Source organism: Paenibacillus sp. FSL R7-269 (assembly GCF_000517865.1).
GTDB lineage: Bacteria > Bacillota > Bacilli > Paenibacillales > Paenibacillaceae > Paenibacillus_AQ.
Map to the genome: position 1 here is coordinate 84,471 of NZ_ASPS01000065.1, position 11,756 is coordinate 96,226.

The window sequence follows — 11,756 nt, forward strand, 5'->3', positions numbered from 1 at the left end:
AGATTAAATGATAAAGAAAATGAAATTCTCTGCTGCGGCAGTGTTATCCACGGTCATGCTGGGCAGCTTGCTGGCTGGATGTGGCGGCAATGCTGACAACAAGAAGGCAGAAGGGGACAACAAGCCGGCGGCAAGCGAAGATGCTATGTATTCGGCTCCCTTTGAGAATGGTAAATATACAGAGCCGGTAACCATCTCAACCGTATTTCCCATCGCCAGCAGCCTGAAATTCAAGAACGGCGAGAACATTGAGAATAACGTGCACACCAAATGGGCCAAGGATACACTGGGCATTGACATCAAGTATCTCTGGACCGTAAGTGACCAGAACAACGCCTATGAAACCAAGCTGCGCCTGATGCTTACTTCTGGTGAGAAAATGCCGGATATCATCTCTTTCCGCGGCAGCCCTTCCCTGATCTCCGATCTGATTGACAGCGGCCAGTTCACCGATGCGGGCGAATTGTTCGACAAATATGCTTCCGATATCTACAAAAAAGCGATGGCCGAAGAGCCAACCGTATGGAATCCCTACATGAGAGACGGCAAACGTATGGGTATCCCGATTCTGGAAAACGCTTATAATAATGATCCGGTCATGTATATTCGTGAGGATTGGCTGAAGAAGCTGAACCTTAAGGCTCCGACGAATCTGGCTGAGCTGGAAACCGTGCTGGATGCGTTCACGAATCAGGACCCTGACGGCAACGGCAAGAAGGATACAACGGGACTCGCTGTAGGCTTCAAAAACAACCTGAACACATGGATGTCGGAAGCCGGATGGGTCTTCGGAATGTTCGGCGCTATGCCGAACCAGTGGAACAAGACAGCGGACAACCAGCTCGCTTACGGTTCTGTTCAGCCGGAGATGAAGGAAGGCCTGGCAACGATGCAGAAATGGATGAAGGCAGGCTACATCTCCTCCGAATCCGGTCTGTATGATGAGAACAAAGCAACAGAAGCTTTTACAGCAGGCAAATCCGGTATCATTGTCGGCCCTTACTGGATGACAGGCTGGCCGCTGCCGGATCTGCAGAAGAACGTTCCAGGTGCAGTGCATAAGGCTTATCCGCTTCCGGCAGGCCCGGACGGCAAGGTAGGCAGACACGGCACGAAGATCGCCTCCGGTGCTGTATTGATCAACAAGGATATGGAGCATAAAGACGCATTCTTCGTCTACCAGAACTATCTGTTTGATAACTGGGCCAACCCGGACAGCACAACCTTCGTGAACGGCTTCGCCAAAGGCTATGACTATGATATCGCTGAAGACGGAACCGTCCTGAAAGAGCAGGATACGGATAAGATTCCAGGCGGCTGGGTGGATGCGATCCGCTATACCCTAACTTACGATGGCGCTATTATTCCTAACCTGATGATGAACACGCTTGCTAAGCTCGCTGGCGGCGCAGAGCCTGCTAACCAGTATGAGAAGAATCTGTCCGAGCGTATTCCTGAGCAGATCTTAGCAGCCAAGATCATCATCGACCAGAAGGACAGTGTAATGCCTGAGATGTTCACAGGTACACCTACTGAAACTCAGCTCGCCCGCGGAGATATGCTGGAGAAGCTGGAGAAGGAAATTCTGAACAAAATTATTTATGACAAAGCATCGGTAGACGAATTCGATACCTTTGTAGAGAAATGGAAAACTACAGGCGGCGACAAAGTGACCACAGAGGTCAATGAATGGTATCAATCTCTGCAGAAATAAAGATATAAAGAATAAGGGCGGCCCCTAGGCCGTCCTTTCATTTGGAGGAGGGCAATGTGAAATATCGTCTGTCGATCTTTCAGTGGCTGTCGTTTGTCCTGATGCTGATGCTGCTGATCATTGTAGGTGCGTTTTGGCTCATCTACCGGCTGAACGTGAAGGACATTCAGAATGAGCTGAGAAAAAATAAAATGTACGAGGTTGAATTCATGACCTCCCAGCTATCCACGCAATTTGAACAGGTGCTGACAAATACCATTACTTTGTCACAGGACCAGTCTGTGCGTGGATATCCTTATATTCTGAAGTTCGGGGATCAATATTCCAAATATGAGATGAAGCTGACCATCATCGATAAGCTGGCTCTGAACACGGCCTCTACCTCCTGGAAGAATACAGTTATTCTGTACTATGAGGATGAGAAAGAGACGGTATCCTCGGATTCCTCCTTCTCCTTCAGCACTTTCAGTCCCCCGGAGCAGGTGCGGAACCGCTGGGTGCTGCACATGGATAAGGAAGGCAAGGGATATTACTCCAACATCATGCGCAGTCATATTAGCTCGCTGTTAATTGAGGTCAGGATTTCTCTGGATAATCTGGTGAAAATGATGGATCAGTATGTCTCCGGTATGCCGCTGCTGTACGATGCCTCTGAGCGGGCCTTTATTCAGCCGCGGGCAGCATTTCCGCAGGAGCTGTTACAGTCGATCAGTCCTGGGATTAACGGGGACAGGGGAACCATCTCCGCTACAGAGAACCGTACAGAATACCAGATTAACTATAAGAAGTCGGACATGCTGGATTTGTATTTCATAGACGCCTATCCCAAGCGACAGTATATCGAACCGATTAACCGCAATAACCGGCTGTTCCTCTATGCGGTACTGGTGGTGCTGGTTGGTATTATGTTCTACACACTGCTGCTCCGCAAGCAGGTCCAGAAGCCTGTGATCATGCTGCGCAAGGCGATTGACCGGTTTGACCGGGGCGACTTTTCCAGCCGTGCCGTTGATCTGCAGGTCAATGAGTTCAAGGTGCTCGGCAATTCCTTTAACCGGATGGCTGAGAATACACAGACATTGATTGAGCAAGTCCTGCTGGGCGAGATTGAAGTCAAGGAAGCGAAGCTGAAGCAGTATCAGGCGCAGATTAATCCGCATTTTCTCTATAACTGCCTGAATTTCATTCAGAGCAAAGCAAGCATCGAGGATTATCATGCGGTCACCGCGATGACGCTGCATCTGGCCTCCTACTGCCGGTACATTCACAAGATTGAACAGCTGGATTCGACGCTTCAGGATGAATTGGATTTCGTCGAGCATTATTTGCATATGATCCATTTGCGCAAAAAAGAAATCACCTTCGAGTTCGGTGTCACGGCAGAGGCGGGCAGATACCGGTTGCCAAGGATGATTCTGCAGCCGCTCGTGGAGAACTGCATTAAGCATGGCATTGAACCGAGCCTGAGGCCCGGCATCATCTCGGTTGCCGCCGAAGAAGATGCTTCGTATCTGCTGATTACCGTGAAGGATAACGGAATCGGCATGACGGAGGAACGGCTCGGCGCGGTCCGCCGCCATATCGAGGACAATATCATCAGTAATGAACAGCTCGGAACCGGGCTAAGGAATGTGAATCAGCGGCTGCGCTTGTATTTTGGCAAGGACTCGGGGTTATCCGTAGACTCCGTGCTGTCCGAAGGCACCTGTTACCGGATTCGTATTGAAAAGGAGGGAGAAGCTCATTCTGCAAATTCTGCTGGTAGATGATGAACAATATGTCGTAGATGATCTGGAGCTTGCTTTTCCATGGCAGGACTTCGGGATTGAAAAAGTATACAAAGCCTACTCCGGCGCCCAGGCCATGCAGATGATCGGACAATACCCGGTGGATATAGTCATTACGGATATTGCCATGCCCGGGATGAGCGGGCTGGAGCTGGTGAAGCAGGTGCGGAAGACCCACCGGAGAATCAAGTGTATTCTGCTAACCGGCTATGCTGAGTTCGAATATGCCCGGGAAGCCCTTCAGTATGGGGTGGTAGAGTATCTTGTTAAGCCGCTGGATCACCAGAAGCTGCGTGCTGCTCTGGAGGGCACGATTAAGACCATCAAGAAGGAGCTCGACCGGACGGCATCCTATGAGCAGGCGATGCTGGCCTTCCGGGAGCATCTTCCGGCGCTGAAGGATAAGCTGCTGGCCGAGCTGGTTCAGGGCAAATCCTATCCGCAGGAACGGCTGAAGGACAAGCTTCGCGGATATCAGATTGATTTTCAGCTAAATGACCGGGTCTTCCTGATTCTGATCCGCCTGGAGGAGCATTTCACGAACTTCGGGCTGGATAGCCAATTGCTCTTTGAATACGCGGTGACGAACATTGCCTGCGAGCTGCTGGGCTCCGGCTTCGAGATGTGGCATGGCCGGGATGCGCATGAGAACCTGGTGTTTATTGTGAAGAGCAATGAAGCGGGGGCGGTTGACCCGGGCAAGATTCTGAAGCAGCTAACCCATAATACCCATCAGCTGCACAGCAGTGTGAATGAATATCTGAATGGCGGAATTTCGGTCATTCTGTCCTACCCGGGCGAATTCCCGCTGGATATCCGCGCCATGTATGAGGATTCCCAGTCGGCGTTAAGACAGCAAGTAGGCAATGACAAGGGCTATTTCATCTCCTTGACGGACAAGCAGAAGAGCTCACCGGTCCAGCCGCTCAAGGACTTATATGCTTCCCCGACACTGATGCATCTGCTGGAGACCGGCCAGTGGCAGGGGTATAAGGAACGGCTGCAGCAGATGAAGGAGTTCAGCAACAGCCTCCCGGCCTATAACGAAGAATATATTGAGGAGATCCGCACCATGATTCTCGGCTCCTTTCACTATATTGCCCATAAGAATCATAGTCTGCTGTCCGATCTGGTCGGGCGGGAGCTGCTGGATAAGACTCTATTCCGTTCCTTGTCCCAGCTGATCAGCTGGGGAGAAGCGCTGGTGGATACCTTGCACGGCAAGCTCGAACGGGATACACAGAATAACCGGATGGGCATCGTCAATGAGATGCAGAGCTGTATCGCGGCTAATCTGGCAGAGGCCAGCCAGCAATTCGTTGCGGATGCAGTCTCGCTTCATCCGGCATATGTCTCCAGACTGTTCAAGCAAGTCAGCGGGATCAGCATCAGCGAGTATATCCTGAATCTGAAAATGGAGCAGGCCGTAGCAAGCCTCCGTAACTCCGATCTGAAGATCTATGAGATCTCCGAGCAGCTCGGCTACGCCAACAGCCAATATTTTATCAAAGTGTTCAAGGAGCAGTTCGGCATGACGCCCCAGGATTACCGGGGGAAATTGTAGGGGGATGCGTGGTCTCGTCCCGTAATATCAGAGGTCTCGGCTCATTTGGGCTGAGGCCTTTTTTGTCGGATGTATGCGGAAAACCGAATACATTCAGCGGCAGCGGCGCGTGAGCCGAATGTAATCGAAAAACCGATTACAATTGGACTGGACGTGGCGCGTGTGGCGGATTTTATTAGCTAAAATTTAAATATGATAACCGATTGACATAAATATGTTAACCGGTTATCATAAAGTTGCATCCGAAATGTATGCGCATTCAAAACAATCATAAGTACGGGGGGAATTCATTTGAAATTGAGAAAAGCTGCAAGCTTCGCTATCGCTCTGACGGTGGTCACCGGATTACTCGCAGGCTGCTCCAAGGGGAATTCGGCAAACGGTGCTGTTAAGGAAGAAAAGGGAGAGACGCCAGCAGCAGAGCAAGCCGCCAAGGATGTTAAGCTCACCTTCTTCAATACCTCTGCAGAAGTCAATACCGTATTCGAGGAGCTGTTCAAGAAGTACCATGAGCAGAATCCGCAGGTGACGATTGAACTGATTCCTACACCGATCGGCGGCGCGCAGCTTGAGAAGTTTCAATCCCTGCTGGCCTCCGGCAATCCGGCGACAATCGTGAATCTGGATGCAGGCACCATACTTCAATATAAGGATGATTTTCTGGATTTAGAGCCGGAGAAGGCGAAGTATGAAGCCCTCACTAATCCGGGAGCCATCGATGGCGCATTGCTGGACGGACAATTCCTGGGTATTCCCTGGACTGCCCAAGGCTATGGCCTGCTGTACAACAAGCGTGCGGTAGAAGAGGGTATCGGCGGTGCCTTTGATCCCGCATCGGTGAAGACCCGTGATGATCTGGAAGCGGTCTTCAAGAAGATTGAAGCCTCCGGCAAAGCACCGGTCATGCTTCACGGGGCAGACTGGTCGCTTGGCGCCCACTATCTGGGATTGACCTATTCCCTGCAGTCGCAGAAGGTGGAGGACAACCGGAAGTTCGTGGAGGAGCTGAAGAACGGGCAGGTTAAGCTGACGGAGAATCCGGAGTTCACCGGACTGATGGATACCTTCGATCTGCTGAAAAAATACAACGCACGTAAGAGCGACCCGCTCGTTGCCGATTATAACCGCGACAGCGCGGATTTCGCCAAGGGAGCTGCCGCCTTCTACTTCATGGGGGACTGGAGCTGGGCGGTCATCGGAACGCTGGAAGGCCGCGATGCCGACTTCGGTATCCTGCCGCTGCCGGTGAGCAATAACCCGGAGGATTTCGGTAACACGCAAGTCGCTTACAGCGAGCCTAAGCTGTTCGCCATCGATGATTCGAAGTCTACGCCGGAGCAGCAGGAAGCCGCCAAAGCGTTCATCGAATGGATGGTCAGCAGCGAGGACGGGCAGAAGGCCATTATTACCGACATGGGGCTGTCCATGCCATACAAGGATCTTAAGGCGAAGAGCACGAACGTCATGTCCAACGCCGTTAGCGAATACGTGAAGCAAGGGAAGATTATCAACATCGGGGTCATCAATTACCTGCCGCAGGATTACTGGGCCAAGACCGGAGCTGCGATGCAGAAGTATCTGGTAGGCAATATCGACCGCCAGGGGCTTGCGCAGGAGGTTCAGGATTACTGGAAATCGTACGCAGGGAAATAGAGAATTTCTTCGTTTGTGCTAAAAGAACAGGCTGAACTGGGATATTCTCCAGTTCAGCCTGTTAAGAGGAAAGGGGGCAGCACTATGAACAAAAAGCTATCACTGAAGAATGCGGGGACGTTTCTGGTCTTCGGAGGTCCCTCAATCTTCGCTTTTGCCGCCGTAGTGATCATACCGTTCATCGTCGGCTTATATTTGACCTTCACGAATTGGGATGTCCGTACAGGCGACAGCAGCCTGATCGGCTTCACGAATTATCTGGAGGTGTTCAGGGATAAGGTGTTCCTTCAGCAGCTGTGGTTCACCCTGAAGTATGTCTTCTTCACCGTGGTGATTGCCAATGTCTTCGCTTTCTTCATCGCACTCGCCCTGACGAGAGGCGGGAGAGGCGAGCAATGGCTGCGCACAGGCTTCTTTACACCCAATCTGGTCGGCGGGATCGTACTCGGCTACCTGTGGCAGACGCTTTTCTCACAAGTGCTGCCTTACCTTGGCGCTAAATACGGCTGGGAGCTGTTTCAGACCTCATGGCTGACGAATACGGGGACGGCATTCTGGGCGCTGATCATTGCAACCGCCTGGCAGCTGGTCGGGTATCTGATGATCATCTATATCGCGGGCTTCACTGGCGTTCCGAATGATGTGCTGGAGGCAGCAAGCATCGACGGGGCAGGGCGGACTTCGGTGATCCGCAGAATTATTCTGCCGCTGACGGTTCCTGCAATCGTCATCTGTATTTTCATCTCCCTGTCCCGGTCCTTCTTAACGTATGACATTAACCTGGCCTTAACCAAGGGAGGACCGTTCAATTCAACGGAGCTGGCCACCTACCATATCGTGCAAAAAGCCTTCCTCTCCAATCAATACGGTGTCGGCCAGGCAGAGGCAGTTGTTCTGTTCGCTGTCGTAGCGATTATCGCGTTGACGCAATCCTATCTGCTGAAGAAGCTGGAGGTGGAATCTTAATGAATGCTAACCGGCGTATCCTCTCGGGCGTGCGGACAGGATTCCTGTACCTGCTGCTGTTTGCCTTTTTAACACCGTTCCTGCTGATTATTATGAACTCCTTCAAGACCACCCAGCAATTCTTCGAGAGCCCGCTGTCCCTGCCGGCAACGATTAATTTCAAGAACTACGCCAGCGCTTTTGACAATATGGACTTTATGCAGGGGTTCATGAACTCGCTGATCATTACGGGGATTTCTGTCACGATCATTATTATTTTCTCGGCGATGACCGGGTACTTGTTCGTCCGCTACAAATGGAAGGTGAATTCCATCTTCTTTTTCCTCATGCTGGCCTCCATGGCTCTGCCCTTCCAGGTGCTGATGATTCCAATGGTGATGCTGTACGGGAATATGGGCCTGCTGAATACCAAGCTGACGCTGCTGTTCATGTATCTCGGCTTCGGGGTGCCGTTTGGCGTCTTCACGTTCCACGGCTTTATCAAAGGGATTCCATACGAGCTGGAAGAATCGGCGTTTATCGAAGGGAGCACCACGCTGCGGACGTTTTTCAGTATAGTGCTGCCTTTGCTGAAGCCGGTGTTCGTCACCCTGCTGGTGCTCGATGTGCTCTGGATTTGGAATGACTATCTTCTGCCCAGTCTGGTGCTGCTGTCGCCGGATCAGAAGACACTGCCGCTGTCCACGTATACCTTCTTCTCCTCCTATTCTGTGGACTATGCGCCGCTGATGGCCGGGCTGATTATGACGATTATTCCCGTGCTGATCATCTACCTGTTCCTGCAAAAACAGATCATCAAGGGGATCACGGAAGGGGCGCTGAAATAAGGGGGAGTTGACGATATAGCTGAAATCTAACCCGAATTCCTCTATAATTGGAACTAAAAAGCAAGGTGGTTCCTATGGCGAATCTGAAGGATGTTGCGAAGCAGGCAGGACTTTCTGTGAATACAGTGTCCAGAGTCCTTAACAATAGAGGGTATATCAGTGACAAGACGAAGGAGAAGGTCTACCGGGTGATGAAGGAAATGAATTATCAGCCGAATGAAATGGCCAGGGCCCTGTTCCGCAAAAAATCCAATATGATCGGGCTGATCATCCCGGCGATTTCCCATCCTTTTTTTGCCGAGCTGACTGCCTATCTCGAATATTATGCAGACCTTAAGGGCTACAAGCTGCTGCTCTGCAATTCCAACCGCAACGTCTCCAAGGAAGTAGATTATATCGAGATGCTCAAAAAAAACCAGGTCGATGCCATCATCATGGGCAGTGCCGTGCTGGATGTGCAGCATTATCTTCACCTGGGCCTGCCGATTGTCTCCTTCGACCGTGTAATCTCTGAGGACATCCCCGTGGTCACCTCGGATAATCTGGAGGGCGGCCGGCTGGCTGCCCGGTTATTAACCGGCAAGGGTTGCCGGCACACGGTCTATATCCAGCGGGGCATCGACGGTCCCCAGCATCACTTCATGCTGGCCGGTCTGAGAAGGCAGGGGTACGAAGAGGAGATGAAGCTCGCCGGGCTTACGCCGCTGTACTTGCAGCTGGAGGTTGAAGAGGGGAGCTATACCGGAGGGGACACCGCCATTGCCGCCTTCCTTCAGGAGCATCCTGAGATTGACGGCGTATTTGCCAGCAGTGATGTGATTGCCGCGGAGGTGATTCATGCCTGTAACCTGCTGGACAAGGAGATTCCTTCAGCGATGCGCATTGTGGGCTATGATGATGTGCAGCTCGCCTCCATGATCTCACCGCGTCTAAGCACGGTCGGGCAGCCGATTCAGGAGATGAGCGAAGCCATTATGGAGCTGGCCGTCCAGCAGATCGAGGGACAGGCGGTGACGATGGTGAATACATTCCCGGTAACGGCTGTGGAGCGCGGCACGACCTGATACCCCGGGCGGGCAGCTTCCCTGCCAGCGTCTGCCTTAGTAGAGCGTCAGATTTAAATTTATGGATTGGACCAGTAAGAGGAAACCACCTGAACTATTGGGTTCGGTTTTTCGCATAATCAGAGATAAGTATATTCGGTGCAACTAAAAACAGTGAAAAGGAAGGCATTCCTCCACTAACTGTATTCCATACAACTAAATTTGCTGGAATGGGTGAAAATCCAGGTATAGAGGTATTTTAATTGCACGAAATACAGCTAAATGGAGATATGGCAGCACACCAGACGATTTAGTTGTACGGATTGCAATTAAGCCATTCTTACAGTTTTAAAGCTGCTGCTGTCCTATTATATTAACCGGTTAACACAGAGCCATGCCCTGTTCCGCTGAACAGAGGAAGGTGGCTGACCCGGGTCAGGAGGTACGGATGGCTGTAACCATCAAAGATGTTGCCGAGAAGGTCGGCGTCTCCGTCACTACCGTCTCCCGTGTGCTTAATAACCGGGGATACCTCAGTGAGAGTCTGAAGCAAAAGGTGAACGATGCCATGGAGGAGCTGAATTACCATCCGAGTGAGGTGGCACGCTCCTTGCTGCGCAAGAAATCCAATATTATCGGCCTGATTCTGCCGGATATCTCCCATCCGTTCTTCGGAGAGGTAACCAAGCATATTGAGGCCTATGCTTATGAACAAGGCTATAAGCTTATGCTGTGCAATTCCCTGCATCACAAGAAAAAAGAGAAAGAGTACATCGATCTGCTGCGGGCCAGCCGGGTTGACGGCATTATCATGGGCAGCCATACGATGAGCGTGAACGATTACAAGTCGATCAACCTGCCGCTGGTGTCGCTGGACCGGCAGATCTCTAAGTCGATCCCGTTCATTGCCTCAGATAACTATCAGGGGGGAGTGCTGGCCACCCGGCTGCTGCTGCGCAAAAAATGCCGGAGCATCGCCTATCTTAGCGGGAATCTGCGCCTTAATCTGCTGGCCAAGCAAAGGCATGACGCCTTCCTGGAGCAGGTCAAAGGGCAAGATGTTGCGTACACCGTAAGGCAAACCGATCTGAACGGATTCAAGTATAAGGATTACGAGAAGCTGGTTAGCAGTCTTTTTCAGGAACGTCCTGAGCTGGACGGCGTATTCGCGAGCAGCGATATGCTGGCGCTGCAGGTGCTGAAGCAGTGCAGAAGGCTGGGCAGAGACGTGCCCGGTCAAGTCAAGGTCGTAGGCTATGACGGAATTGCCGCCCTGAATGCGGAGGAGCTGACTACCATCGTACAGCCGATCAAGAAGATGGGCGAGCTGGCCGTTCAATATCTGCTTCAGCAGATTGCCGGCGAGCCGGTCCCGCTGGAGACCATTCTTCCCGTCCGGTTATCGGAGAAGGGGACCACTTGAAGCACACAGGATTTATTCACATTCGAACGATATGGAGGGAAAATAGATGAATTTCATTCACCGCGTGGCCCCGGAATTAAGAGAGGGGATGGCCGGATTGCCGCCGCTGCATTTGCCGGGGGATCTGGCCGCAGCCCGGAATATGCTCCCGTTGCCTACTGAACCGTCGGGCCGCGTCCGCATTACGGAGCGGGTCCTGATTGCCGGTTCCGGGCCGGTGCGGATCAGAATCTATGAACCGGCGAAGCGGAGTAAGCATAAGCTGCCTGCCCTGCTCTGGACTCATGGGGGCGGCTATATTCTGGGCCAGCCGAGCGGCGATGATGCGTTATGCGAGAGCTTCGTCCTTGCGGCCAACTGTGTTGTCGTGTCGCCCGATTACCGCCTTGCCCCGGAGCATCCGTACCCGGCAGCGGTGGAAGACAGCTTCGCGGCATTGGTGTGGCTTGCAGATCCGGGGAATGATCTCCAGATTGACGGGGCCCGGATTGCTGTAGGCGGCGCGAGTGCGGGCGGCGGTCTGGCGGCTGCCTTGGCCCTGATGGCTAGAGATAAGGGAGGTCCTGCCCTCTGTTTCCAGCTTCCGCTGTATCCGATGCTGGACGACCGCAACATTACACCTTCCAGTTATGAGGTAACTCACCCTGCGGTGTGGAACCGGGCCAACAATCTGGTGGCATGGGAGATGTACCTGGGCGGTCCTGCCGGGGGCGCAGACACCTCCCCGTATGCGGCACCCGGCCGTGCGGATCAACTGGCGGGGGGTTCCCCCCCCCCTA

At 52.4% G+C, this 11,756-nt stretch carries 9 protein-coding genes; all 9 read left to right on the top strand.

What is annotated here, in order from left to right:
* Positions 1-7 precede the first annotated feature (7 nt).
* Positions 8-1,714, top strand: coding sequence for an extracellular solute-binding protein (locus C162_RS26340; RefSeq protein WP_036699400.1), 1,707 nt, complete (start codon positions 8-10; stop codon positions 1,712-1,714).
* A gap of 56 nt (positions 1,715-1,770) precedes the next feature.
* Positions 1,771-3,483: a sensor histidine kinase gene (locus C162_RS26345; RefSeq protein ID WP_036699402.1), complete on the top strand. Its 1,713-nt coding sequence runs from the start codon at positions 1,771-1,773 to the stop codon at positions 3,481-3,483.
* Positions 3,437-5,065 carry a response regulator gene (locus C162_RS26350; RefSeq protein ID WP_051493945.1) on the top strand — a complete coding sequence of 543 codons (1,629 nt, stop codon included), beginning with the start codon at positions 3,437-3,439 and terminating at the stop codon, positions 5,063-5,065. The genes C162_RS26345 and C162_RS26350 overlap by 47 nt, the downstream gene beginning before the upstream one ends.
* Positions 5,066-5,356: 291 nt before the next feature.
* Positions 5,357-6,718 (top strand): ABC transporter substrate-binding protein, encoded by a 1,362-nt coding sequence (locus C162_RS26355; RefSeq protein WP_235218531.1) that lies wholly within the window; start codon positions 5,357-5,359, stop codon positions 6,716-6,718.
* Between the two features lie 84 nt (positions 6,719-6,802).
* On the top strand, positions 6,803-7,684 hold the full coding sequence (locus C162_RS26360) for a carbohydrate ABC transporter permease (RefSeq protein WP_036699404.1): 882 nt from the start codon (positions 6,803-6,805) through the stop codon (positions 7,682-7,684).
* Positions 7,684-8,511 carry a carbohydrate ABC transporter permease gene (locus C162_RS26365; RefSeq protein ID WP_036699406.1) on the top strand — a complete coding sequence of 276 codons (828 nt, stop codon included), beginning with the start codon at positions 7,684-7,686 and terminating at the stop codon, positions 8,509-8,511. The genes C162_RS26360 and C162_RS26365 overlap by 1 nt, the downstream gene beginning before the upstream one ends.
* Before the next feature lie 74 nt (positions 8,512-8,585).
* The gene (locus C162_RS26370) at positions 8,586-9,575 is read left to right on the top strand and encodes a LacI family DNA-binding transcriptional regulator (protein ID WP_036699409.1); all 990 of its coding nucleotides are present in this window, start codon (positions 8,586-8,588) and stop codon (positions 9,573-9,575) included.
* Between the two features lie 427 nt (positions 9,576-10,002).
* Positions 10,003-10,977, top strand: a complete 975-nt coding sequence (locus C162_RS26375) for a LacI family DNA-binding transcriptional regulator (RefSeq protein WP_036699410.1) — start codon at positions 10,003-10,005, stop codon at positions 10,975-10,977.
* A gap of 46 nt (positions 10,978-11,023) precedes the next feature.
* On the top strand, positions 11,024-11,756 hold a 733-nt coding region (locus tag C162_RS26380), incomplete at its 3' end, for an alpha/beta hydrolase fold domain-containing protein (RefSeq protein WP_036699411.1).

Bases quoted from the DNA above. Each gene is read 5' to 3' on its own strand.
- C162_RS26340 (WP_036699400.1), top strand. From the start codon at position 8: ATGATAAAGAAAATGAAATTCTCTGCTGCGGCAGTGTTATCCACGGTC.
- C162_RS26360 (WP_036699404.1), top strand. From the start codon at position 6,803: ATGAACAAAAAGCTATCACTGAAGAATGCGGGGACGTTTCTGGTCTTC.
- C162_RS26365 (WP_036699406.1), top strand. From the start codon at position 7,684: ATGAATGCTAACCGGCGTATCCTCTCGGGCGTGCGGACAGGATTCCTG.
- C162_RS26370 (WP_036699409.1), top strand. From the start codon at position 8,586: ATGGCGAATCTGAAGGATGTTGCGAAGCAGGCAGGACTTTCTGTGAAT.
- C162_RS26375 (WP_036699410.1), top strand. From the start codon at position 10,003: ATGGCTGTAACCATCAAAGATGTTGCCGAGAAGGTCGGCGTCTCCGTC.